Below are 21727 nucleotides of genomic sequence, written 5' to 3' on the forward strand. Positions count from 1 at the left end.
AGGGTGGATGTCGTGGGGGTGCGCAGCGGGTACGGGTTGCACGGTTTGCTCCCTGCACGGTGGGCGGCGGGGTGATCCCCGACCGACAGCAACATCGATCAACATTGATCGAACACCATCGTCCGCGCCGGCACCCGCCCGTCGGCAATCCCGGTCGGGTCATGTCAGCGAGGTATGAGGCGCCGGGCCCGCAGCGCGCCGTGTCGCCCCGCCGATCCGACGACGAACCGGCAGGATGGCGGCATGGCCGAGCCGCACGACCTGACCGCGCTGCACCAGGCCGCCGCCGTCGCCCGTGACGAACTCTCCAGCGTCGAGCTGGTCACCCACCACCTGACCCGGGTCGCCGCGCTCGGTGACACCGTCGGCGCGTTCGTCACCGTCACTCCCGAGCGGGCGCTCGCCGCCGCCCGCGCCGCCGACGCCGTGCCGGCCGGGCGGCGCGGGCCGCTGCACGGCATACCCACCGCGATCAAGGACCTCACCCTCACCGCCGGGGTCCGGACCACCTTCGGCTCGGCAGCCTTCGCCGACTTCGTCCCGCCGCTGGACGCCGACGTGGTCCGGCTGATGGCCGCCGCCGGGCTGGTCAGCCTGGGTAAGACCACCACCTCCGAGTTCGGGTGCTCGCTCCACTCCGAAGGGCTGGTCGCTCCGCCCGCCCGCAATCCGTGGGATCTCGCCCACACGGCCGGCGGGTCCAGCGGCGGCGCGGCCGCGGCGGTCGCCGCCGGGCTGGTCCCCGTCGCGCAGGGCTCCGACGGCGGCGGGTCGCTGCGCATCCCCGCCGCCCTCTGCGGGCTGGTCGGCTACAAACCCAGCCGCGGGCTGGTCTCCGGCGGGCCGGTCGGCTTCGGCGGCTTCGGCCTGCCCACCAACGGCCCGATCGGGCGTACCGTCGCCGACGTCGCCGCCCTGCTTGACGTGCTGGCCGAGCCGATGCCCGGCGAGCCGTACCCACCGCCGCCGCGACCCGACGGCGGCTACCTCGCCGCCGCCCGCCAAGCCACCCCCGGGCGGCTGCGGATCGGCCGGTTCACCGCGCCGATGCTCGCCGACGAGCCGGTCCACCCGGACTGCCTGGCCGCCGTGGACCGGGCCGCCGCGCTGCTCACCGCCGCCGGCCACGAGGTGGTCGAGGTGGAGCCGCCGTTCGGCCCGGCGGTGTGGCCGCTGTTCGAGACCCTCTGGTACGTGCTGGCGCTGGCCCCGGTGCCCGCCGAGCAGGAGGCTCGGCTGCTGCCGCTGACCCGGCTGCTCCGGTCCCGGGGGGCGGCCGTCGGGGCGGGCACCCTGCTGGCCACCCTCGGTGAGCTCCAGGCCCAGGTCCGCCTCGCCGCCCGCCGCTCCGCCGGCTACGACCTGCTGCTCTGCCCGACCCTCGCCGCGCCGCAGGCCCCCGTCGGTTGGTTCACCGCCGGCGGCGACCCGGATGCCGACTTCGACCGGCAACGCCGGTTCTCCCCGTTCTGCGCGGTGTTCAACGTCACGGGTCAGCCGTCCGTCTCACTACCGATCGGGCGGACCGCGACGGATCTGCCCGTCGGGGTGCTGCTGACCGGTCGGTACGGCGAAGACGCCCGGCTGATCGCCACCGCCGCGCAACTGGAGCACTTCAGTGACGGATGGGATCGGCACCCCGCAATCTGGCGGGGCGTGGCCTCCGCTAACGTGAATGGCAGCGGAGTCGGGGGGACGACGCCATGATCGTCTTTTCGAACCGAATGCTCTGGTCTCTCTTTCCGCCTGGGGGCGTTGGGATTGTCTGTCACTGAGACTGCGCTGATCTTCGTCGGCATCCCCGTGGCGGTGGTGCTGGTGATCGTCGGGCTGGTGTTCGCCGGCAACCGTGACAGCGGGGGCGCCAAGCGTTACCGGCCGGGCCGCCGCTTCGACTTCAACCCGGTCTGGTTCCTGAGCCGGCCGGAGCAGCTGGCCGACTCCGCCGGCATCGCCCTGGCCGCCGGGGCGCCGGCACCGGCGCTGGCCAGCCGTAAGCAGGAGCAGGCCGGCGTCCAGGCGCCGGCCGGTGGAACCGGAGGCGCAAGTGACCGTTGGTGAGAAGCGGGCCGAGGCCGGCGTGGCCACCCCGCCCGACGTGCTCGACGGGCCGTTCTCGACCCGCCAGCTGCTGCGCATCGACGAGGCGCTGCGCCTGGCCGACCAGGGCAGCGGCCTGGTCTTCTCGGTCTACGTGGGCGGCCTCGACGAGCCGGTCCGGGAGCGCGCCGAGCGGCTGCACCGGCAGCTCGCCGAACCGGACCGGTCCGTGCTGATCGCGGTCTCGCCCAACCAGCGCCGGCTGGAGATCGTGACCGGCCGGCACGCCCGTAAGCGCATCCCCGACACGTACGCCAAACTGGCCGCCCTGTCCATGGTGGCGGCGTTCGGCGGCGGCGACCTGGCCGGCGGCATCATTCAGGGCCTCGACCAGTTGGCCAGCCACGCCGGCAGGGGCTGAGCCCTCCCGACACGACGAAGCCCGGCCCGCGAGACGCGGGCCGGGCTTTCGCGTCGGTCAGGCGGCCCCGGCGTCCCGCTCGCGGGCCTTCAGGGCACGCAGCACACCGTCGCGCCCCTCGGCGACCAGCCGGCGCAACGGCGCCGGGTGACCCTCCTGCGCCAGCCAGGCGTCGGTGGCCGCCACCGTCTCCTCCTCGACCAGGTACGCCGGGTACGCCAGCTGCGCGAACTCCTGCGCCGGCTCGCTGTCCCGCTGCGCCCAGACCTGCGCCACGGCCACGAAGTACCGCTCCCGGTACGGCGCGGTCAGCTCGACCTGAGCCGGGTGGGTGAAGCCCTGCAACAACGCCCGGTTGCGCCAGTTCGCCAGCGGCTGCGCGCCGGTGAGCTGCGCCCACACCAGCGCCTTGTTCTCCGCGGTGGGCACCAGCGCGTGCGCGTACGCGGCCTCCCGCTCGCCGCTGGCGGTCCGGTCGCCGGCGAGTTCCGCCTCGATCTCGGTGGTGCCCGCCGCCCCGTTGGCCACCAGCGACTGCAACACCGTCCAGCGCAGCTCGGTGTCGACGGTCAGGCCGGCCGGCACGTCGACGCCACCCAGCCAGCCACGCAGCGTCGCCAGGTCCTCGGCGGAGCGGGCCGCCGAGGCGTACGCGCGAGCCCAGGCGAGCTGGAAGCCGCTGCCCGGTTCGGCGGCGGCCAGCGCCGCCCTGGCGGTGCGGGCCAGCTCCGCCCAGCCCGTCGGCGCCCACGCCGGGTCGGCGTAGAAGGTCAGCGTGCTGCTCGCCTGCCGCAGGGTGGCGGTGACCAGGTTGATGTCGGTCTCGGCGGGCAGGCCGGCCAGCACCAGGGCCACGTAGTCGCGGGCCGACAGCTCCGCGTCGCGGACCATGTCCCAGGCGGCGGTCCAGCACAGCGCCCGGGCCAGCGACGACTCGAAACCGGCGATGTGCTGCACCACCGTGGCCATGGAACGCTCGTCCAGCCGCAGCTTCGCGTACGTCAGGTCGTCGTCGTTGAGCAGCAGCACGTCGGCGGCGGGCCGGCCGGTCAGCACGTCCAGTTCGGTCAGCTCGCCGGTGACGTCGACCTCAAATCGCTCCCGGCGGACCAGCCGGCCGTCGGACAGGTCGTAGAGGCCCACCCCGATCCGGTGGGTCCGCAACGTCGGGTGCCCGGCCGGCGCCTCCTGGCGGACCAGCACCTGCTCGTACGTCCCGTCGGCGCCGATCGTCACCTCCGGACGCAGCGTGTTGACCTGCGCGGTCTCCAACCACTGCGTGGCGAACTTGCGCAGCTCCCGGCCGGAGGCCGCCTCCAGCTCGCCGAGCAGGTCGTCGAAGGTGGCGTTGCCCCAGGCGTGCTTGCCGAAGTACGCCCGCAGCCCGGCCAGGAACGGCTCCTCGCCCACGTACGCGACGAGCTGCTTGAGCACGCTGGCGCCCTTGGCGTACGTGATGCCGTCGAAGTTGACCTCGACCGCCTCCAGGTCCGGCATGTCGCAGTAGACCGGGTGGGTGGAGGAGAGCTGGTCCTGTCGGTAGCCCCAGTTCTTCCGGATGGACAGGAAGGTCGTCCAGGCTTCGGTGAAGCGGGTGGCGTGGGTGTTGCACCAGTGGCTCGCCCACTCGGCGAACGACTCGTTGAGCCACAGGTCGTTCCACCAGCGCATGGTGACCAGGTCACCGAACCACATGTGAGCCAGCTCGTGCAGGATCGTGTTGGCCCGCTGCTCGTACTCGAAGTCGGTGACCTGCGAGCGGAAGATGTAGTGCGACTCGGCGTGGGTGACGCAACCGAAGTTCTCCATCGCGCCGGCGTTGAAGTCCGGCACCCAGAGCTGGTCGTACTTGGGCAGCGGGTAGCGCACCCCGAACTGCTGGTGGAAGAAGTCGAAGCCCTGCTTGGTGATGAGGAACAGGTCGTCGGAGTCGAGGTACCGAGCCATCGAGGCCCGGCAGAAGACCCCCAGGTCGATGCCGTCGTGGCTGTCGCGCACCTCGTGGTACGGCCCGGCGCAGAGCGCGGTGATGTAGGTGCTCATCCGCGCGGAGGAGGTGAAGTGGACGGTCTTGAGGGCCTCCCCGGCGGGCTCCTCGCGCGCCACCGGCATGTTGGACACCACCCGCCAGTGCTCCGGGACGGTGGCGTGCCAGGTGTAGACGCTCTTCAGGTCGGGCTGGTCGAAGCAGGCGAAGACGCGCTGCGCGTCCGCCGTCTCGAACTGGCTGTACAGGTAGGTCTCCCCGTCGACCGGGTCCACCGTCCGGTGCAGGCCCTGCCCGCTGTTCGAGTACGCGAAGTCGGCGTCCACGACGAGGGTGTTCTCGGCGGCCAGCCCGGCCAGGGCCAACCCCTTCTCGGCCGACCAACCGGACAGGTCGAGTGGCGTGCCGTTCAGTGTGGCCGAACGCACCGAGTCGGCGGCGACCTCGATGAAGGTGCTGGCGCCGGGTTCGGCGCAGCGGAACCGCACCTCGGTCACCGACCGGAACGTGCGGCCCTCGGCCTGCACGGCGGTCGACAGGTCCAGGTTGATGTCGTATCCGGTCACCTCGAGCAGGCGGGCCCGCTCGGTGGCCTCCACCTGGGTCAGGTTGCGCACTCCCGGCACTTTTCGTCTCCATCCCACTCTCGCCGCCTGGCGGCTGAGCCAGCCCGCCGGCCGTTCGTGGCGGCCGTTTCCGAGCCGAGTCTTCCATGCACCACGCTTTTCGGTGGCAGAGGTCACGCTCTCATTTCCCGACCAGCCGGTGCCGTCCGGGGTGAGGGCAGCACGGCCAGGAGGCGGTGGCCCGGCTGTACACCACCATGGGCTGTGGCGATGCGTTCCTGCCGCCTGGGGATGGCGGCAGGGTGTACCGGCTGCTACGAACCTGAGCGCACAGATGGATCGGCCGGAGGGCATCCAAACCACCCGCCCCGGACGTCCCCGACGGCTGGTGCTCCCGCCAGCGGCTGGGCGGCCGGCCCGACCGGGGGCGCCAACGCCGATCCATTCGCGTACTCACGTTTGTAGCGTCCGCCCAGCAGGTCTGCCCCGCGGCCGGTTCCACCGGCACAAGCCGCCGCGGCCGGTACCGGCGGGGCAAGGACCAGGTCGAGCGCGCGCAGAGCCGTTCATCTGGTGGACCGTACGCGGGGTCCGCGCCATCCCAACGGCCGACGCCGGTAGCGTCAGGTGCCATGACGGTCGTGCATCCGATCGCCCGGGCCTGGATCACCACTGGCGGCACCGGCGCGCAGAACTACGACGAGTTCGCCGACGACGCGGAGATCACCGCGATCATCGAGACGAACCCGCACAGTGCCCTCGGCATCGAGATGCCCCACCGGGCCCCGGAGAGCCTCGGGAAATCCTTCCTCGACGCGCTCCCCGACGCGGTGGCCCGCCTCACCGAGGCCAAGGCCGACGGCAGTTACACCCCGGCCGAGCAGGTGATCGTCCTCTACCGGATCAGCGCGCCCGGGGAGGAGCCCGCGTACGGGCTGTTCGCCATGGTCGACACCGACCAGATCTCCACCAGCGCCGACGAGCCCGGCCTGGTCATCCGCAACGAGGACGTCTTCATCGCCAAGGTCCGGGAGCGGGTGGCGCTCGCCGAGGCGCTCGGGCACCTGCTCTCGCCCGTACTGCTGCTGCAGACCGGGCGTGGCGAGGAACTGCACGCCGCGCTCGCCGCGGCGACCGAGGCGGCCGGCGCGCCAGCCGCGACCGACACCGACCAGGCCGGGCGTACCCACGCCATCTGGCTGCTCGGCCCCGGCCCGGAGCAGGACGAGCTGACCGCGCTGGCCGGCGGCGGGGAACTGGTGGTCGCCGACGGCAACCACCGCAGCCTGGCCGCCCAGACCGGTGGCCTGCCCCGCTTCCTGGCGGTGGTGACCACCCCGGCCTCGGTTGCCATCCAGCCCTACAACCGGCTGGTCAGCGAGCTGACCGCCACTCCCGACGAACTGCTCGACCGGCTCCGTGCCGCCGGCGCGGAGATCACCGGAATCGACGGTCCGGTGCAGGTGCCGGCCACCGGCGGCACCGTCCACCTCCGGCTTCCCGGTCAGGGGTACGCGGTCCGGCTGCCCCACGACCCGGGCGCCGCCCGGCTGGAGAACCTCGACCACGCCCTGGTCGAGCGGCTGCTGCTACGGGAGGCGCTCGGCCTCGACCCGGGCGACAAGCGGATCACCTACGTCGGCGGCGACTACCCGGCGAGCTGGCTCACCGGTGAGGTCGACGCCGGCCGTGCCGAGCTGGCCATCCTCATCGCCCCGGTCACCGTGGACGACTTCGTCGCGGTCAACCTGGCCCGGGAGAAGATGCCCCGCAAGAGCACCTGGTTCACCCCCAAGGCCCGCGGCGGTCTGGTCGTCGCCGAGCTGTCCCGCTGAGCGTGTCAGCATCCGGTCCGGCACGCCGCCCCCGCGACGTGTCGGAACACGGCCCTGTCAGACTGCGCGTATGCGCGTCTACCTGGGATCCGACCACGCCGGTTTCGAGTTGAAGGTGCACCTGGCCAACCATCTGGCCAAGCAGGGCTACGAGGTGGTCGACGTCGGCCCCCACGTCTTCGACCCGGACGACGACTACCCGGCCTTCTGTCTGCACACCGGCCAGCGGGTGGTCGACGACCCGGGCAGCCTCGGGGTGGTCATCGGCGGCTCCGGCAACGGTGAGCAGATCGCCGCGAACAAGGTCGCCGGCGTCCGCGCGGCGCTGGCCTGGAACGTCGAGACCGCTCAGCTCGGCCGGGCACACAACGACGCCAACGTGGTGGCCGTGGGTGCCCGCCAGCACACCCTGGACGAGGCCACCGCCCTGGTCGAGGCGTTCCTCACCACGGCGTTCTCCGGCAACGAGCGGCACGCCCGCCGGATCGCCCAGGTGGCCGAGTACGAGCACACCCGCAAGCTGCCCGACCTGCCCTGACGCATCCCGATTCCGGCCGGTCCCGTCCGGGGCCGGTCGGGTCACCGCCCCGAACGCGGCAGCTCCTCGCGGGGTGTCCAGTTGCGTCGGACGACCACCAGCCGGGCCTCGGCGGCGGCCAGGTCCTCCTCGCTGGGCCGGGCGGCGTCCCGAGCCCGCATCGCCGCACGCACACCCACCTGCGACGAGCCGGAGCCGACCAGGCCCCGCAGCCCGCGCTCGTTCTCGTCCGCCCCGCCGCGACGGGCCCGGGGCGGCGGCGGTTCGTCGGGCTCGTCGGCCGTTGCCGCCGTCGTCGCGCTGCCGGCCTCCCCGGCCTGGCCGTCGGGCTGGTGCCGCAGCCGGCGCCGTCGCCGTTCCACTTCCGCCATCTGGTGACCGTACCGCCCGGTCGGGGCGACGGCACCTGGCTCGACACGGGGGGCGGCGACTGCTTTGTCCGCTGGATACCCTCGTAGGTCGGAGGCCGGTATCGGTCAGGGGGAGGACGACGAGATGGCAGACCAGACTCAGCCGTGGACCGAGCGGACCGTCGAGGTGCCGCCGCAGCCCGGTGTCGGGGTGCCGCCGCAGCGGGACGTGTTCCGCCGGGGTGTCGCCTCGGTCGGGCAGCCGCGTACCCCCCGCACCGAGCCGTTCCCGACGGTGGAGCACGAATGGGCCGGGCCGGACGCTCCCCGCCGCCCGTTGAGCTGGCATCTGGCCCAGTGGCGGGTGGGCCGCGAGTTCAGCGCCACCGGCGCTCTCTTCGCGTTCGTCTGCTGGGGGGTCTGGGCCATCTCCAACTGGGGAGACCTGACCGGACCGCTGCTCACCTTCGTGCTGAGCCTGCTGGTCGGGGTCGGCCTCTTCCTGCTTGCCCGGCTGCTGGGCCACCTGATCCTGGAGCGGCAGTTCGGCCGGATCCGGCGCAGCGCGCGCGGGGCGCACCTGGTGACGGCGGCCTACCTGGTCGGGGTCGGCATCGCCTACCTCCAACAGACCAGCTGGGTCGTCTCCGCCTGGAACTTCCTGACCGGCGGGTGACCTGGTCGCCCCGCTTCCCCGGCGGGTGAGCCCGCGCCACCGCGCCGCCGACCGCGATGATCGTCGGTGACGCGACGGCGCGCGGGTGGCCGGTCAGGCCGGGCCGCCCTGCCCCTCCGCGTCCGCCTTCGGCGACGCCACCCGGGCTGCCGGGTTCTCGACGCCCGGCTCACCGCCGCCCGGGGCCACCATGCCGTCGTAGTTGTAGATCGTGCCGTCGTCACCGTGCTGCTTGGTGGTGCGCACGTAGCGGTGGATCATGCCGTCCAGCTCGACCTCCAGGAGAGCGGAGTCCGCCTCCCGGCTGCTGCCGTCGCAGGGACCACCGACCAGGTACGCCTTCGTGTTCGTGTCCATGCCGCAGCCGTACCCCTGCCGGAGCGAACGGAAACGGAACCGTCGGCAGGGTCGGGCAGACTCACTCCCATGCCGACCGTGATTGTGGAGATCCATGTACCGCTGCTGGCAACTCCCGGGCTCGCCGACGACGAGTACGCCTTCCCCTGGATCGAGGACATCGAGGACTTTCTGGCGGACCTGGACGAGCAGGGCGACGTCCAGGCGTACGACGACGGCGAGGAGTACGGGGACCACTACCTCTTCTTCGTCGCCGGCGGCAGCGAGCGGGCACTGCTCAAGGTCGCTTCCGAGGTGACGTCACTCGACCGGGTGCCGGCCGGCGCTTTCGCGATGGTCACTGACGACGTGGCGGAGGAGTTCGGGACGGGCCGGCGGGTGAATCTCCCACTGCCCCCGACGCCGGCGGGTTGATGTGACAGACATGCTCCGCGCACCTCGTTCCGCGCATCTGCATACTCTGCATGAGTGCATATACTACTCGAATGAGTATACGCGAACAGAGCTACTACGCACTCGCCGCGCTGATGGATGGCCCACTCCATGGATACGCGATCATCAAACGCGCCGAGGAACTGTCGGGCGGTCGGGTGCGCATGGCGGCCGGCACCCTCTACGCCGCGCTCGATCGGCTCAGCGCCGAAGGGCTCCTCCGGGTGGTTGACGAGGAGGTGGTCAACGGGCGGGCCCGGCGCTACTACGACCTCACCGATGACGGTCTCGCCGCGCTTCACGCCGAAGCCGACCGGATGGTCCGGGCCGCGCGCGTGGTGAACGATCGACCGGTACGTCGCGTGCAGGCGGCGAGGCCGGCATGACCCAGGAGGCGCTTGAGGCGTGGTACCGGCTGCTGCTGTGCGCGTACCCCCGTCACTACCGGCGCGAGCGCGGCGCTGAGATGATCGGCACGCTCATGGAGGCCGCCGGCACCGACCAGCGGCGTCCGACGGTGCGGGAGGCGGTGATCCTGATCCTGCGCGGGCTGCAGGCCCGCGCCGGGACACACCATGCGCGCTCGGTCGGTGCGGGCACACGCGGGGCGCTGCGGTTGGCCGTGCTCCTGCTGCTCGCCTACGCCACGGCCGGCAGCCTGATCGAGAGCGGCAGGGTCCTCTCTCGCGCTGTCGCCGACCGCGCCGTGGAGTATCCACCAGAGCTTCTCCACCCACTGGTGACCGTCATCGCCGGCTCGGCGGTCGTCGCGGTAGCCGGCGGCCGATACGTGCTGGGCCTGCTGACGGCGCTCGGCACGTGCGCGCTGACGTTGGTCGTCCTGCGCCTCACCTACTTCACCGTGGACAACGTCACCGGTGAGCGCCACTATCTACCGATCGAGTTCGTCCGCGACTTCGCAATGCCTGACCCGACGCTCTGGCCGCTGCCGCTCGCCGTACTGTTGCTCGTGCCGTTGATCCGTTGGCCGGCACCAGGCACGGGGAGGCCGGTGGCCTGGCTGCTCGCCGTGCCGGTCGCGGTGTTGTCGCTACCCACGGGCTACAACGTGACGATCAACCTGCAACCGGCGCCTACCGTGGTCGTGATGGCTGGCTTCCTGTTGTGGGTCGCTGTCGATGCCCGGGCGACCATCGCGGCCGGGGTGCTACTCGTCCCGCTGATCACCGCCATGCTGGGGTCCAAGGCCCTGGGCGCCTGGGGCCAGCCCGAGGCGCTCGACAGCCGGTGGTTCTGGACATTGGTCATCGGGGCAGTTGGCCTGTTGATCGCCGGAGCTCTCGGCCTGCGCCGTCAGGTCCGCGTCTAGCAGGCCCGGCCGCCGATGACGCGTGAACTCCGGTCACCTGCCGCTTTATCGGAGGCGACAGGTGCCCGGAGTCGGCCTCGTTCTAGACGGGCATCAGGTGGAAGCGCTGGCAGATGTTGTCCAGCCAGCTCCACTGCTGGACGTTGGTGCCGTTGGGCAGGCCGCAGCCGGCCAGGTCGAGGGCCCTGCCGCTGTGCCGGGCCACCAGGCGCACCGAGCCGTCAGCGAGCGGCTCCACCCGCCACTGGCTGTTCGTGCCACCGCAGGCGTTCTGTTCGACGTTGGCGCCGTCGGCGGTGGAGGCACCGGCGACGACGAGGCAGCTGCTGGTGGCGTGGGTGGGCACGATCCGGTAGTAGCCGCTGTCGGTGTGGGTGAACGTCCACTTCTGGCAGGCCGTGCCGAGGTAGCCCCACTGCTGGACGTTGCTGCCGTTGGCCGTGGCGCAGTTGGCCACGTCGACCACCTTGCCGCTCTGCATGCTCGCGATCGCCACGGTACCGACCGGTTGGAGCCGCCACTGCTGGCAGTTGTTGTTCAGCGAGGTCCACAGCTGGATGTTGGTGCCGGTGGACGTACCGCAGCCGTTGACGTCGAGCATTTTGTCCGAGCTGCGCGACTGCAACCGGAACCAGCCGTCGGAGGTGCTGGTCACCTGCCACTGCTGGCAGTTGCTGTTCAGCCAGGCCCACTGCCGTACGTTCGTGCCGTCGGCGGTGCCGCAGTCGGCCACGTCGAGGGCCTTGTTGCTGCCCCGGTTGATCAGCCGGTAGTAGCCGTCCGCGGTCGAGTCGAGTACCCACTCCGCCGCGGCGCCGCTGCAGGCCTGTTGCGAGACGTTGCCGCCGTCCGCCGTCGAGCTGCCGGCCACCGCGGCGCACAGCGCGCTGTTGCGGTTGACCAGCCGGTACGCGGCACCGCGCACCGCGGTGGTGGTTGCCGCTTGCTCACCGGACGGTACGGCCAGGTTGGTGCTGGTCGACACGGGTGAGCCGAAGTTCGGGGTGTCGTCGGCGTTCCAGGTGAACTTCTGCGCCCGGGTCGAGCGGGTCGACCCGCAGCCGTCGGTCGACGAGGCGTTGCCGTGGTAGACGATCCAGTTCTCCGTGCCGTCGGGCGAGGTGAAGAAGCCGTTGTGGCCGGGGCCGTACACGCCGTTGGCCGCCTGGAAGACCGGGTTGGGGGACTTGGTCCACGACGCCGGGCTCAGCGGATTGCTGCCGGTCAGGGTCAGCATCCCGAGCTTGTAGTCCGGTGTGTTGCAGGAGCTGGCCGAGTACACGATGTAGGTCTTGCCGTTGCGCTGCAGCGCCACCGGACCCTCCTCGGTGCGCCCGCCCTGGATCTCCCAGCTCAGTGACGGGCGGGAGATGAGCACCTTCGATCCGGTGATCGTCCACGGGTTGCTCATCTGGGCGATCCACAGGCTCTGGTCGCCGCTCTCCCACTCTGACCACATCAGGTAGAGCTGTCCGTTGAGCTGCAGGTAGCTGCCGTCGATGTTCCACGTGGTCGGCATCGGGGAGCCGCGGTAGAGGTACGGCCCCATCGGATCGTCCCCGGCGCTCTCCAGCACGTGCAGGTGCTGGAAGTCGAGCGTCCCGTCCCGCCCCGAGGTGTACATGTAGTACCAGCGGGTGCCGTTGGGGCCGGTCAGCCGGTGGAACTCGGGCGCCCAGTGGCTGCAGCAGCGGTCGGCCTCGGTGTCCGACCAGATGTTCACCGCCGCTGCCGTGCTCAGCCCGGCGAGCGTGGGTGACTTCTTCATGAGCAGCTGGTTGTTCCAGGTCGTGTACGCCAGGTAGTAGTTGCCGTTGTGGTACTGCAGCCACGGGTCAGCCCCGTTGGCCACCAGCGGATTGCGGAACGAGGTCTCGCCGACCGCGTTCGCGATGCTGACCGGCACGAGCGCGTAGACCACGCCGAGCAGGGCGGCACAGGCGGCGGCGAGCGTTCGCCAGCGTCGTCGCGACATGGGATTCTCCTATCGCCTTGCGGACGCGGCGATGCCAGCGGGCGTCGAGGTCTCCGCCGGGGTGCCGGGCACCGCCGAGGTGGGGGTGATGAGGGCGGGCGTCGCGACCGGCGGGGGCTGCACCCTACGGGCGATGCGGTGCTGCGCAGTGTTAACGGCGACCGGCCCCGAGGTCAAGAGGGTGTCGTGTCTCGGTCGAGAGGGCGGCCTGGTACCCGCGCCCGCTGGGCCGGGCGGCATGGTCGCCCATCGGTACGGGGGGCGGAAAGCCCTCTTGACGGCCGGGCTGTGAGCGTTAACACTTCGAGGGGGCACGTCGGCAACCTGCTCGACATGTCCGGTCGTTCCGGCGGGAGGCTGTACCCGCCGGGAACCGCCTGGCCTCCTGCTACTCGATCATGACCACGGCGCCGACCGGTCCCGGACCAAGCGAACCCATTCCTGTTAACGCTAACAACTTCCGTTCTCGCTGCTTTCGGGGTGCAGCGGGCAGGACCGCTCGACCTACCCGACCCGAAGGCTCCTTCTCCGCACCCGCGCTCTCCGGCCTCCTTCGTGGAGAGGCTGTCGATGCCGGCGGCAGCGGACCCGGGCGGGCCGCCACCGGTGTGCGGGAGTCGGACAGGCGGATTCGTTGCCATTTTGTGCCCGCTCATGTCCGCCGCGCGGCTCCTGCCCATCGATGCTGCGGGGCACGATCGATGCGTGGATGCGGCGGCCTGGCGGACGATGGGGCGGGCGTGTCCCGGCCCGGTGGGGCTGGCGGCGTGGGTCGCGGTGACCCTGCCAGCTCCGCTGCTGTTCTTCGAGGGCACCCATCGGTGGGAGGAACGCCAGGACGTGTCGACGGCGCTCTGGTGGACGCTGGGTGCGGTGCCGGTGCTCGCCGCTGGGGTGGCGGCAAGCTGGACCCGGTGCACCGGCCGGCGTCGTACCAGCTCCGGCCTCCTGACGGCCGTCGGTGTGGCCATGCTGGTCAGCGCGGTGTTCCTGGGGGCCTCCATGGCCGTCTACCGGTGGGTCGTGCCGCTGCAGGGCGCGGCCGGATGGCGGGGCGTCCTGTCCAGCGGTGCTCTGCTGGTGGCCGCCGGTGCGGTCATCGGCTACCTGGTCGGCCTGGGTAACGGGCGCCGCCGTCGGCTGTCGGATCGGCACGGCTACCTCATCGGCGTGATGATGGCTGTGGTGGGTGTCCTCCTCGCAGAGGTGACGGTGCGGCTGGGCGCCGAGGACAGCACCAGCGGCTACGAAGTGATCAGCCACGGTGGCGTGGGGCCGTACGGCGCGGCGGCAGGTGAACCCGGGGTGGTGACCCTGCCGGCGGGGGGCCGGTATGCGATCTTGGCGGTGGGTTTCGCGCCGCACGATCCCGACTGCCGAGTCACCGGTGCCGGCGCGTCGGGTCGACCGGCAAAGTTGGTCACGGTCGCGCCCGGTGACTACGGCACCGACGCCGCCGCGTACGCCTGGGTCGCCTCCTTCGACGTCCCCGACGCCGGCGTCTACTCGCTGAACTGTCGATCCTCCGACGATCAGGCGTCCTACCTGGTCGGAAAGCCGCCCGACATCCGTGGAGCGGTTGGCGAGCTGGTCCACTGGCCGTTGGTCGCGATCTGGCTACTCGGCGCGGTCCCCGGTCTGCTGGTCATCGCCCACACCGCCAACAGGCGGCGTGCCGAGCGACGGGAAGTGCCTGCGCCCGCATGATCTGCCCGCACGCTGCTACGGCAGATGATCAGAAACATTGAGGGCAACTCGAACTGAAATCAGCACCATCCTCACTGTCTGCCGTCGACCCGCGCCCGGCCCGCCACGTCGTACGGACCATTCACGCCGTCTCGTGCCGCATCTGCGCGCCACTGTCACCGGGCGTCTTCACACCACCTCCTCATGGGCTGGGCGAGGACCCCCCGCCAGCGTGGCAGCGAGATAGGCGCTGCGGCGTGCGATGAGACGTCGCAGATACGGCCGCAGGATGAAGCTGGCCATGAGGTCGCCGACGAACCCCATCGGCGCAGCGAAGTCGATGACATCGCGCATGACCGTCGCCGAGGAGTCAGCCGGGTCCGGCGTGAAGCTGTGCTCGTGGTGCCATCGACCAAAAGGGCCGCTGATCTGCTCGTCGGTGAAGCCGTGCGGCCGCCGGTAGTCAGTGATCCGAACGGTCATCCGCCAGGGAAGGCCGAAGTGCCTGGCTTCCCACGTGACGGCATCGCCGGCCGTCAACCGGCCGGTCGTCACACCTCCGACCGCGCGTTCGGAGCTGGTCCCCATGGACCGGGTGTGCATGCCGACGTCGAGGCAGGCGTCGAAGACGGCTTCCGGGACTGCCTGAACGTCGGTCAGCAGCTCGATGCGCGGCATACAGCCACCGTAGGTCCCGGCCCGGGAGCGCGAAAAGATGGCGAGGTGGACAGGGACGCCCTGAAGGCACGCAAGATCAAAGCGAGCTAGCACGAGAACGGCCCAGGCTCGGCGATCATGCCGCTGACCTGGGCCGGAAGGTGTGGAGCGGGCGACGGGAATCGAACCCGCACCGTCAGTTTGGAAGACTGAAGCTCTGCCATTGAGCTACGCCCGCGTACGCCCCAATGGGGACGCGTCGACAGCCTACCTGGTCCGGCCGCCCCGCGCGCAGCGGCATATCCCGCGCCGCTCTTCATGATCCCCCGCACAACATTCGGCAAACAGGGGTATTCCGCAGCCCGGACACCGCAACTTGCCGCAAACGGCGTCGCCCGCGTCGGCCCGCGCCCGGTCCGCCGCGGGTCCGCCGTGGGGGCGGTTCGGCGCGTAGGGACGCCCCGGCACCTCTGGCGCGCGTCGAAGGCATACACTTCTGTCGCCACGGGGTGTGGCGCAGCTTGGTAGCGCACTCGCTTTGGGAGCGAGGGGCCGTGGGTTCAAATCCCGCCACCCCGACTGTCGTCCGCGTCGAGGTCGCCCGGGGCGCGCCGGTTTCCGCGCGCCCCCCGGGCGCTGCCGGGGCCGCTGCCCGGCTCGCCTACACTCGATGGGCGCAATCACGCCCAGACTCAACTGAGATCCCGTCAAGGAGTACGCCTGTGAAGAGCACCGTCGAGACTCTGAGCCCGACGCGCGTGCGGCTCGCCATCGAGGTGCCGTTCGTCGAGCTCGAGCCGAGCCTCAAGAAGGCGTACCGGGAGATCGGCCAGCAGGTCCAGGTTCCCGGCTTCCGTCGGGGCAAGGTGCCGGCTGCTGTCATCGACCAGCGGGTGGGCCGGGGCACCGTCCTCAACGAGGCGGTGCAGGAGGCGATCCCGCAGAACATCCTCGCCGCGGTCCGCGAGCACGACCTGAAGACCCTCGGCCGTCCCGAGGTCGAGATCACCGAGTTTAACGACGGTGACTCGCTGAACTTCACCGCCGAGGTCGACGTCCGGCCGGAGATCACTCTGCCGGACCCGGCCACCGTCGAGGTGACCGTCGACGAGCTGCAGGTCGACGAGAGCGAGATCGACGAGCAGGTGAAGAACCTGCGGGAGCGGTTCGCCACCCTCAAGACCGTGGAGCGGGCCGCCCAGGAGGGCGACTACGTCCAGCTCGACCTGGACGCCACCGTCGACGGCGAGCCCGTGCCGGGTGGCCAGGCGAGCAACATCTCCCACGAGGTCGGCAGCAAGCAGCTGCTGCCGGGGCTGGACGAGGCCCTGGTCGGCCTGGCCGCCGGTGACAGCACCACCTTCACCACCCAGCTGGTGGGCGGCGACTTCGCCGGCCGGGACGCCGAGGTGGCGGTGACCGCCCGTACGGTCAAGGAGAAGGAGCTGCCGGAGCTCAACGACGACTTCGCCCAGATGGCGAGCGAGTTCGACACCATCGAGGAGCTTCGTGCCGACCTGCGCGAGCGGGTCACCCGGAGCAAGCGGGTCGAGCAGATCTACGCCGCCCGGGACAAGGCCCTCGCGCAGCTGGTCGAGGCGGCCGGGGTGCCGGCGCCGGAGGGTGTCGTCCGCGAGGAGGTCGAGAGCCGCAAGGCTGCCATGATCGACCAGCTGGAGCGGATCGGCGCCTCGATGGAGGAGTACCTCGCCGCCGAGGAGAAGACCGAGGAGCAGATCGACGCCGAGTTGACCGAGGCGGCGACGGAGGGCGTCAAGGTCCAGCTGCTGCTGGACACGCTGGCCGACGCCGAGGACGTCCAGGTCTCCGACGACGAGTTCGGTCACGAGATCGTCCACCGGGCGCAGCGGGCGGGCATGGCCCCGCAGCAGTACTACGACCAGCTGGTGCGCTCGGGTGCCGCCGCCGCTGTCTTCGGCGACGTCCGTCGCGGCAAGGCGCTCGCCGCCGTGATGGAGAAGATCAAGATCAAGGACACGGCGGGTAACGAGGTCACCCTCGACGCGCTGCGCGCCGAGAGCGAGCAGGCGCACGACCACGAGCACTGATCGACCCTGGTAGGCCGCCGTCCGCCGATTGCGGTGGACGGCGGCCGAAACCCTTTCCGGGTACGCCTTCCCGGCGAGTGCGCTGATAGCGAACAGTGCCCCGACCGGGAGTCCGTCACCCGGGTGAGCGGTTAGTGTCGGGTACGACGGTACGGAGAGCGAAGGGCTGCCATGACCGACATGCACATCCCAGCGAAGCCGCTCCGGGCGATCGACGCCCGCGGTGGCGACTCAATTGGCAACCTCGACGACTCGGTCTACAACCGGTTGCTCAAGGAGCGCATCATCTTCCTGGGCAGCGAGGTGAACGACCAGGTGGCCAACCGCATCTGCGCGCAGCTGCTGCTGCTCGCGGCGGAGGACCCGGACCGGGACATCTTCCTCTGGATCAACTCGCCGGGTGGCTCGGTCTACTCGGGCATGGCGATCTACGACACGATGCAGTACATCGACAACGACGTGTCGACCGTGGCGATGGGCATGGCCGCCTCCATGGGCCAGCTGCTGCTCTGCGCGGGCACCAAGGGCAAGCGGTACGCCCTGCCGCACGCGCGGATCATGATGCACCAGCCGTCCGGCGGCATGGGCGGTACCGCTTCCGACATCGCCATCCAGGCGGAGCAGATGCTCTACACCAAGCGGATGTTCCAGGAGCGGGTGGCCTTCCACACCGGCCAGACCCAGGCCCAGATCGAGGTGGATTCGGACCGCGACCGCTGGTTCACCGCCAAGGAGGCCATGGACTACGGCTTCATCGACAAGGTGATCACCGGAGCCGCACAGGTTCCGGAAGGCGCCGGGACCCTGAGCTGACCGAGGAGCTGACGATGACCGACCTGAGCCTGCCGCCCCAGTTCGCGGCCGTGCACAACCGCTACGTCCTTCCGTCGTTCGTGGAGCGGACGTCGTACGGGGTCAAGGAGTCCAACCCGTACAACAAGCTCTTCGAGGACCGGATCATCTTCCTCGGCGTGCAGGTGGACGATGCGTCGGCCAACGACGTGATGGCGCAGCTGTTGACGCTCGAGGGCACCGACCCGGACCGCGACATCATCATGTACATCAACTCGCCCGGTGGTTCGTTCACCGCCATGACGGCGATCTACGACACCATGCAGTACGTCCGGCCGGACATCTCCACGGTCTGCCTGGGCCAGGCGGCGAGCGCGGCTGCGGTGCTGCTCTCGGCGGGTACCCCGGGCAAGCGGATGGCTCTGCCGAACTCGCGGATCATCATCCACCAGCCGGCCACCGAGGGCGGCTACGGCCAGGGCTCGGACATCGAGATCCAGGCGCGGGAGATCCTGCGGATGCGGACCCAGCTGGAGGACATGCTCTCCCGGCACTGCAACCGCCCGATCGAGATGGTCCGGAAGGACATCGACCGCGACAAGATCATGACGGCCGAGGAGGCCAAGGAGTACGGGCTGGTCGACACCATTCTGACCAGCCGCAAGAAGGGTCTGCTGGCGGCCAACGCCGCCGGCTGAGCAGCACCGGGTCAGAGGCCGGTCGGGGCCGCGTTCCCGGCCGACCTCTGACACACCCGTTCCGGGGGTCGGAGAATCCTCCGCCAACGGGTAACGTCGGGTCCGTACCGCTGCGCCGGGCCGACCCGGTCGCAGGGAATCAGACGGACGGACGCCCGGCGTCCGCAGGTCAGGGCCGGGTTCCGGCCGACGAGTGCAGGGAGAACGTAGGTGGCACGGATCGGTGACGGCGGCGACCTACTGAAGTGCTCCTTCTGTGGCAAGTCCCAGAAGCAGGTCAAGAAGCTCATCGCGGGCCCCGGGGTCTACATCTGCGACGAGTGCATCGATCTCTGCAACGAGATCATCGAGGAGGAGCTGGCCGAGTCCGGCGAGGTGAAGTGGGAAGAGCTTCCCAAGCCGATGGAGATCTGCCAGTTCCTCGACAACTACGTCGTGGGCCAGGAGCAGGCCAAGAAGGCACTCGCCGTCGCGGTCTACAACCACTACAAGCGGATCCAGGCCGAGGCCGCCAACGCGCCGGGTGCCGGCAGCGACAGCGTCGAGCTGGCCAAGTCCAACATCCTGCTGCTCGGGCCGACCGGTTGCGGCAAGACGCACCTGGCGCAGACCCTCGCGCGGATGCTGAACGTCCCGTTCGCCATCGCCGACGCCACGGCCCTGACCGAGGCCGGATACGTCGGCGAGGACGTGGAGAACATCCTCCTCAAGCTGATCCAGGCCGCGGACTACGACATCAAACGCGCCGAGACCGGCATCATCTACATCGACGAGGTCGACAAGATCGCCCGCAAGTCGGAGAACCCGTCGATCACCCGGGACGTCTCCGGAGAGGGCGTCCAGCAGGCGCTGCTGAAGATGCTCGAAGGCACGGTGGCCAACGTGCCGCCGCAGGGCGGGCGCAAGCACCCGCACCAGGAGTTCATCCAGATCGACACCACCAACGTGCTGTTCATCTGCGGTGGTGCCTTCGCCGGCCTCGACCAGATCATCGAGGCCCGCACCGGCCACGGCGGCACCGGGTTCGGCGCCCGGCTGCGCTCGGTGTCCGAGCGGTCGACCGACGACATCTTCAGTCAGGTCATGCCGGAGGACATGCTCAAGTTCGGGCTGATCCCCGAGTTCATCGGCCGCCTTCCGGTGATCACCAACGTGCGGAGCCTGGACCGTAGCGCCCTGGTGCGGATCCTCACCGAGCCGCGCAACGCCTTGGTCCGGCAGTACCAGCGCCTGTTCGAGCTCGACGGGGTGGAGTTGGAGTTCGAGCAGCCCGCGCTCGAGGCGATCGCCGACCAGGCGATGCTGCGTGGCACCGGGGCTCGGGGGCTGCGCGCCATCATGGAGGAGGTTCTGCTCTCCGTGATGTACGAGGTGCCCAGCAACCCCGACGCCGCCCGCGTGCTGATCACCCGCGAGGTGGTCCTGGAGAACGTCAACCCGACGATCGTGCCGCGGGAGTTCACCGGCCGCCGTGCCCGTCGTGAGCGCGAGGAGAAGTCGGCCTGATCAGCCGTACGCATCAGACATCCGGAAGCACGGCCGCTCGGCGGCCGTGCTTCCGCCGTTCCGGGTCGGACTGACCGACCCGGAGTGTCGCTGCGGCGACGACCCCCCACGCCCGGGCACCCGACCCTGTCGCCGGTGGGCCTGCGGTCCGTACCCTGGCTCACATGCGTGTCGCCGTCTGCCAGCTCAACTCCCGTGACAACCGCGACGCCAACCTGGCCGCCGCCGAGGCCCTGCTGGTCAGGGCTGCGGCGGCCGGCGCCGATCTCGCGATCCTGCCGGAGTACGTCGACTACCTGGGTTACGCCGCCGGTATGCCAGAGCCCGAGTCGGTGCAGGGCACGGTGGGTACCTTTTTCGCCGGCGTCGCGGCCCGGCTCGGCATCTGGGTGATCGCCGGTTCCTTCCACGAGGCCGGTCCGGATCCGCGCCATACCTGGAACACGTCGCTGGTCTTCGACCGTTCCGGCACGCTCGCCGCCAGCTACCGCAAGATCCACCTGTACGACGTGGAGATCCCCGGCCGGGTCTCCTACCTTGAGTCGGCGTCGGTGGCGCCGGGGGACCAGCCGGTGGTCGTCGACGTCGAGGGGCTGCGGGTGGGATTGTCCATCTGCTACGACCTGCGCTTCCCCGAGCTGTACCGACGGCTGGCCACCGATGGGCAGGCGCAGCTTCTCGTGGTGCCGGCCGCGTTCATGATGCACACCGGTCGAGACCACTGGGAGGTGCTGCTGCGGGCTCGGGCCATCGAGAACCAATGCTTCGTGGCCGCCGCCGGGCAGACCGGCGACCACGATCCGGGCCGCACATGCTTCGGACGCAGCATGGTGGTGGATCCGTGGGGCACGGTGCTCGGCCAGGTGCCCGACGGCCCCGGGCTCTCCGTCGTCGACCTGGACCTTGACCGGCTGCGCACCATCCGCGCCGAACTGCCGAGCTTGGCCAACCGCCGGCTGTAGCGCCGATCAGGTCTGGAGCAGTACGCCGAGGACTGTCAGGCCGACGATGGCGGCGGCGGTCACGAGTAGCGCGGTGCCCATGCGCGACCGGCCGCGCCGGGCCAGTCGCGTGACCGACAGGATCACCACGACGAACACGACCGCGGCGATCACCATCTGCCAGAACGGCAGCAGCAGTCCGAGCAACGCCTCTTCGGCGAGGAGCGCGACCGGGGACCGGGTCATGTCAACCATGGCAGCCACTCTGGCACGTCACAAGCCGTTGTGGGTCGGTGTGCGCCTGTCGGAATACCAGCGGCTGCGCAGCGACCGAGCAGGCAATGATGATCGTTGATTTGCCTTATCCGGGGGCGTCGGCGTAACTTTCTCTCTGCACGCGAAAGGCCGGGCAAACTGGCCGCAAGTGGGCACCAGGCTCGTGATGGCGACACCGAACGAGGCTGGGCGGGCGGTGCGAGGCGATCCGGAAGACGGGGTTGCGATCGCGAAGCCGACCGGGTAGAGTTCGAAAGCCGGCAGGGTGCCGGGCGGGTGGCCGCGAGAGCGGCGATCGGCCGGTCTGCCAACTTCCATGCCAGAAGCGACCGCCAAGTATGGCGTGCGTGAGCGTGGGACGACTCACACCACGTTGTCAATCTGAGACAAGGTTGACGAGTGAGGTTGAGTCGGGTAAGGTGGAGAGGTTGCCCCTGGCGGGGGTTCCACGGTGTGGGGCTTTCGGTGGGTGTGTGGTTGTTCTTTGAGAACTCAACAGGGTGCTTGTAAAGCCAGTGCCAAATTGTTTTGATACCCCGGACTGGTCAGGCTTTGGTCTGTCTGGTTGGGATTCCTTTGGCAACATTGTTTGTTG

The 21727-nt window shown here is 70.3% G+C and carries 21 protein-coding genes and 2 tRNA genes; 16 read left to right on the plus strand and 7 right to left on the minus strand.

Features of this window, described 5'->3' with window-relative positions:
* Positions 1–243: 243 nt before the first annotated feature.
* The 3 genes from E1182_RS04055 to E1182_RS04065 are packed head-to-tail and all read left to right on the plus strand — an operon-like array spanning position 244 to position 2461.
* Entirely contained in the window at positions 244–1707 is a 1464-nt protein-coding gene (locus E1182_RS04055) for an amidase (protein WP_132261265.1), read from the plus strand.
* 54 nt (positions 1708–1761) lie between these two features.
* Positions 1762–2061: a hypothetical protein gene (locus tag E1182_RS04060; protein ID WP_132261266.1), complete on the plus strand. Its 300-nt coding sequence runs from the start codon at positions 1762–1764 to the stop codon at positions 2059–2061.
* Positions 2048–2461: a DUF5130 family protein gene (locus tag E1182_RS04065; RefSeq protein ID WP_132261267.1), complete on the plus strand. Its 414-nt coding sequence runs from the start codon at positions 2048–2050 to the stop codon at positions 2459–2461. Before E1182_RS04060 ends, E1182_RS04065 begins: the two co-directional genes overlap by 14 nt.
* A 57-nt stretch (positions 2462–2518) precedes the next feature.
* Here the strand turns inward: E1182_RS04065 and pepN are convergent, their stop codons facing one another.
* The gene (pepN, locus tag E1182_RS04070) at positions 2519–5065 is read right to left on the minus strand and encodes an aminopeptidase N (RefSeq protein ID WP_132261268.1); all 2547 of its coding nucleotides are present in this window, start codon (positions 5063–5065) and stop codon (positions 2519–2521) included.
* A gap of 581 nt (positions 5066–5646) precedes the next feature.
* On the opposite strand from pepN, the gene E1182_RS04075 reads away from it, so the two are divergent.
* Both E1182_RS04075 and E1182_RS04080 read left to right on the plus strand, forming a co-directional pair.
* Positions 5647–6849, plus strand: coding sequence for a DUF1015 family protein (locus E1182_RS04075; protein WP_132261269.1), 1203 nt, complete (start codon positions 5647–5649; stop codon positions 6847–6849).
* Positions 6850–6919: 70 nt separating this feature from the next.
* Complete coding sequence (locus tag E1182_RS04080) at positions 6920–7387, plus strand: ribose-5-phosphate isomerase (protein ID WP_132261270.1); 468 nt, start codon at positions 6920–6922, stop codon at positions 7385–7387.
* A 41-nt stretch (positions 7388–7428) separates the two neighbouring features.
* Here the strand turns inward: E1182_RS04080 and E1182_RS04085 are convergent, their stop codons facing one another.
* Complete coding sequence (locus E1182_RS04085; protein WP_132261271.1) at positions 7429–7758, minus strand: hypothetical protein; 330 nt, start codon at positions 7756–7758, stop codon at positions 7429–7431.
* 124 nt (positions 7759–7882) lie between these two features.
* Here E1182_RS04085 and E1182_RS04090 point away from each other — a divergent pair, with 124 nt between their 5' ends.
* Complete coding sequence (locus tag E1182_RS04090; RefSeq protein WP_132261272.1) at positions 7883–8413, plus strand: hypothetical protein; 531 nt, start codon at positions 7883–7885, stop codon at positions 8411–8413.
* Between the two features lie 93 nt (positions 8414–8506).
* On the opposite strand, the gene E1182_RS04095 is transcribed toward E1182_RS04090, so the two are convergent.
* Complete coding sequence (locus E1182_RS04095; RefSeq protein WP_132261273.1) at positions 8507–8770, minus strand: hypothetical protein; 264 nt, start codon at positions 8768–8770, stop codon at positions 8507–8509.
* A gap of 69 nt (positions 8771–8839) precedes the next feature.
* Here E1182_RS04095 and E1182_RS04100 point away from each other — a divergent pair, with 69 nt between their 5' ends.
* The 3 genes from E1182_RS04100 (at position 8840) to E1182_RS04110 (ending at position 10532) form a co-directional block, all read left to right on the plus strand.
* Complete coding sequence (locus E1182_RS04100; RefSeq protein WP_132261274.1) at positions 8840–9184, plus strand: hypothetical protein; 345 nt, start codon at positions 8840–8842, stop codon at positions 9182–9184.
* Positions 9185–9255: 71 nt separating this feature from the next.
* Positions 9256–9588, plus strand: coding sequence for a PadR family transcriptional regulator (locus E1182_RS04105; RefSeq protein ID WP_132261275.1), 333 nt, complete (start codon positions 9256–9258; stop codon positions 9586–9588).
* Positions 9585–10532 carry a hypothetical protein gene (locus E1182_RS04110; RefSeq protein WP_132261276.1) on the plus strand — a complete coding sequence of 316 codons (948 nt, stop codon included), beginning with the start codon at positions 9585–9587 and terminating at the stop codon, positions 10530–10532. The genes E1182_RS04105 and E1182_RS04110 overlap by 4 nt, the downstream gene beginning before the upstream one ends.
* Before the next feature lie 82 nt (positions 10533–10614).
* Here the strand turns inward: E1182_RS04110 and E1182_RS04115 are convergent, their stop codons facing one another.
* Positions 10615–12507: an RICIN domain-containing protein gene (locus E1182_RS04115; protein ID WP_132261277.1), complete on the minus strand. Its 1893-nt coding sequence runs from the start codon at positions 12505–12507 to the stop codon at positions 10615–10617.
* A 705-nt stretch (positions 12508–13212) separates the two neighbouring features.
* Here E1182_RS04115 and E1182_RS04120 point away from each other — a divergent pair.
* The gene (locus E1182_RS04120) at positions 13213–14214 is read left to right on the plus strand and encodes a hypothetical protein (RefSeq protein ID WP_132261278.1); all 1002 of its coding nucleotides are present in this window, start codon (positions 13213–13215) and stop codon (positions 14212–14214) included.
* A 168-nt stretch (positions 14215–14382) separates the two neighbouring features.
* Here the strand turns inward: E1182_RS04120 and E1182_RS04125 are convergent, their stop codons facing one another.
* Positions 14383–14871: an SRPBCC family protein gene (locus tag E1182_RS04125; protein ID WP_132261279.1), complete on the minus strand. Its 489-nt coding sequence runs from the start codon at positions 14869–14871 to the stop codon at positions 14383–14385.
* 143 nt (positions 14872–15014) lie between these two features.
* Positions 15015–15088 (minus strand) — tRNA-Gly (locus E1182_RS04130).
* Between the two features lie 267 nt (positions 15089–15355).
* On the opposite strand from E1182_RS04130, the gene E1182_RS04135 reads away from it, so the two are divergent.
* From E1182_RS04135 to E1182_RS04160, 6 genes are all read left to right on the plus strand, one after another.
* Positions 15356–15429 (plus strand) — tRNA-Pro (locus E1182_RS04135).
* Positions 15430–15572: 143 nt separating this feature from the next.
* On the plus strand, positions 15573–16919 hold the full coding sequence (gene tig, locus E1182_RS04140) for a trigger factor (RefSeq protein ID WP_165942504.1): 1347 nt from the start codon (positions 15573–15575) through the stop codon (positions 16917–16919).
* Between the two features lie 171 nt (positions 16920–17090).
* Complete coding sequence (locus E1182_RS04145) at positions 17091–17732, plus strand: ATP-dependent Clp protease proteolytic subunit (RefSeq protein ID WP_132261281.1); 642 nt, start codon at positions 17091–17093, stop codon at positions 17730–17732.
* A 14-nt stretch (positions 17733–17746) separates the two neighbouring features.
* Entirely contained in the window at positions 17747–18409 is a 663-nt protein-coding gene (locus tag E1182_RS04150) for an ATP-dependent Clp protease proteolytic subunit (protein ID WP_132261282.1), read from the plus strand.
* Positions 18410–18619: 210 nt separating this feature from the next.
* Positions 18620–19915, plus strand: a complete 1296-nt coding sequence (gene clpX / locus E1182_RS04155; protein ID WP_132261283.1) for an ATP-dependent Clp protease ATP-binding subunit ClpX — start codon at positions 18620–18622, stop codon at positions 19913–19915.
* A gap of 164 nt (positions 19916–20079) precedes the next feature.
* Positions 20080–20877: a carbon-nitrogen hydrolase family protein gene (locus E1182_RS04160; RefSeq protein WP_132261284.1), complete on the plus strand. Its 798-nt coding sequence runs from the start codon at positions 20080–20082 to the stop codon at positions 20875–20877.
* Between the two features lie 6 nt (positions 20878–20883).
* On the opposite strand, the gene E1182_RS04165 is transcribed toward E1182_RS04160, so the two are convergent.
* A complete protein-coding gene (locus E1182_RS04165; protein WP_132261285.1) occupies positions 20884–21111 on the minus strand; it encodes a hypothetical protein in 228 nt (75 codons plus the stop codon).
* Positions 21112–21727 lie beyond the last annotated feature (616 nt).

The organism is Micromonospora sp. KC721 (assembly GCF_004348355.1).
Classification (GTDB): Bacteria; Actinomycetota; Actinomycetes; order Mycobacteriales; family Micromonosporaceae; genus Micromonospora.

Bases quoted from the DNA above. Each gene is read 5' to 3' on its own strand.
- E1182_RS04055 (WP_132261265.1), top strand. From the start codon at position 244: ATGGCCGAGCCGCACGACCTGACCGCGCTGCACCAGGCCGCCGCCGTC.
- E1182_RS04075 (WP_132261269.1), top strand. From the start codon at position 5,647: ATGACGGTCGTGCATCCGATCGCCCGGGCCTGGATCACCACTGGCGGC.
- E1182_RS04080 (WP_132261270.1), top strand. From the start codon at position 6,920: ATGCGCGTCTACCTGGGATCCGACCACGCCGGTTTCGAGTTGAAGGTG.
- E1182_RS04085 (WP_132261271.1), bottom strand. From the start codon at position 7,758: ATGGCGGAAGTGGAACGGCGACGGCGCCGGCTGCGGCACCAGCCCGAC.
- E1182_RS04090 (WP_132261272.1), top strand. From the start codon at position 7,883: ATGGCAGACCAGACTCAGCCGTGGACCGAGCGGACCGTCGAGGTGCCG.
- E1182_RS04095 (WP_132261273.1), bottom strand. From the start codon at position 8,770: ATGGACACGAACACGAAGGCGTACCTGGTCGGTGGTCCCTGCGACGGC.
- E1182_RS04100 (WP_132261274.1), top strand. From the start codon at position 8,840: ATGCCGACCGTGATTGTGGAGATCCATGTACCGCTGCTGGCAACTCCC.
- E1182_RS04105 (WP_132261275.1), top strand. From the start codon at position 9,256: ATGAGTATACGCGAACAGAGCTACTACGCACTCGCCGCGCTGATGGAT.
- E1182_RS04110 (WP_132261276.1), top strand. From the start codon at position 9,585: ATGACCCAGGAGGCGCTTGAGGCGTGGTACCGGCTGCTGCTGTGCGCG.
- E1182_RS04115 (WP_132261277.1), bottom strand. From the start codon at position 12,507: ATGTCGCGACGACGCTGGCGAACGCTCGCCGCCGCCTGTGCCGCCCTG.
- E1182_RS04125 (WP_132261279.1), bottom strand. From the start codon at position 14,871: ATGCCGCGCATCGAGCTGCTGACCGACGTTCAGGCAGTCCCGGAAGCC.
- E1182_RS04145 (WP_132261281.1), top strand. From the start codon at position 17,091: ATGACCGACATGCACATCCCAGCGAAGCCGCTCCGGGCGATCGACGCC.
- E1182_RS04150 (WP_132261282.1), top strand. From the start codon at position 17,747: ATGACCGACCTGAGCCTGCCGCCCCAGTTCGCGGCCGTGCACAACCGC.
- E1182_RS04160 (WP_132261284.1), top strand. From the start codon at position 20,080: ATGCGTGTCGCCGTCTGCCAGCTCAACTCCCGTGACAACCGCGACGCC.
- E1182_RS04165 (WP_132261285.1), bottom strand. From the start codon at position 21,111: ATGGTTGACATGACCCGGTCCCCGGTCGCGCTCCTCGCCGAAGAGGCG.